At 64.9% G+C, this 854-nt stretch carries 1 protein-coding gene; it reads right to left on the bottom strand.

Going from position 1 to position 854, the window contains the following annotated elements:
* Window positions 1-854, bottom strand: an 854-nt coding sequence (locus AAH979_RS43075; RefSeq protein ID WP_346263885.1) for a non-reducing end alpha-L-arabinofuranosidase family hydrolase, incomplete at both ends; no start/stop codon positions are given.

The following is an 854-nucleotide window of genomic DNA, read 5'->3' on the forward strand; positions in this document are numbered from 1 at the left end:
CCGTAGTCGCCGCCGGAGTTGGGGGAACGCCCCTGGTAGAGCAGTTGCAGGTTGCAGGGGTCGACGGTCATGGTCTGATCGGCGTTGCTGCGGATCAACTCGCCGTGGCTGATGTCGTTGGTCCAGGTGGCGCCGCTGTTGGCCTTGCCAGCGAAGGGGTTGCTCTCGGTCGCGGCCTGCGGGGTCCACGAACCGTTCAGGCTGGTGGCCGTGAACGAGCGGAAGTAGCGCCCCTGCGAGCCGATCGCCTCGACGAGCATGAGGTACCGGTTCTCGCCCTGGAGCTTGTAGACCTGAACTCCTTCGAACAGGTTGTTCGTCGAGTCACTCATGATCACCGTCGACGAGGAGCCGAAACTGCCCGGGAAGTTCCCGATCGGCATGCTGGCCCGGTAGATCCGGCCGTTGTCCCCGGCGAAGAACAGGTACATGTTCGAGCTGTCACCGATGACCGCCTGGTCGATGGGACCCGTACCGGAGTCGGAGATGCTTCCGGAGAAGAGCGTCTGCGGCGACGACCAGCCGTTCGCGTTGGTGGGGTCGCTCGACGTCCGGTAGGAGAAGGCGGGCCCGCCCCACTGATAGGCCAGCACCCAGATGTTCCGCGGGGCGAAGTAGAAGAGCGAGGGCGCAACAGTGGACGAGGACATCGCGTTCTGACTGGCCGAGCCCATCTCGGACCAGTTCGAGAAGAGGCCGAAGTTCATCGAGCCCCAGGTCGTTCCCGTGTCGTGCGTCGTGGCGTACACGAGGTGCCTGCCGTTGTAGGGGGCGTAGGTGAAGTCCTTGAGCGAGACCCACCCCGACCTCGGGGTCGCCAGTTGGCCCGTCGATGACCAGCGGTACGACGACGG

The organism is Plantactinospora sp. ZYX-F-223 (assembly GCF_039649625.1).
Taxonomy (GTDB): Bacteria; Actinomycetota; Actinomycetes; order Mycobacteriales; family Micromonosporaceae; genus Plantactinospora.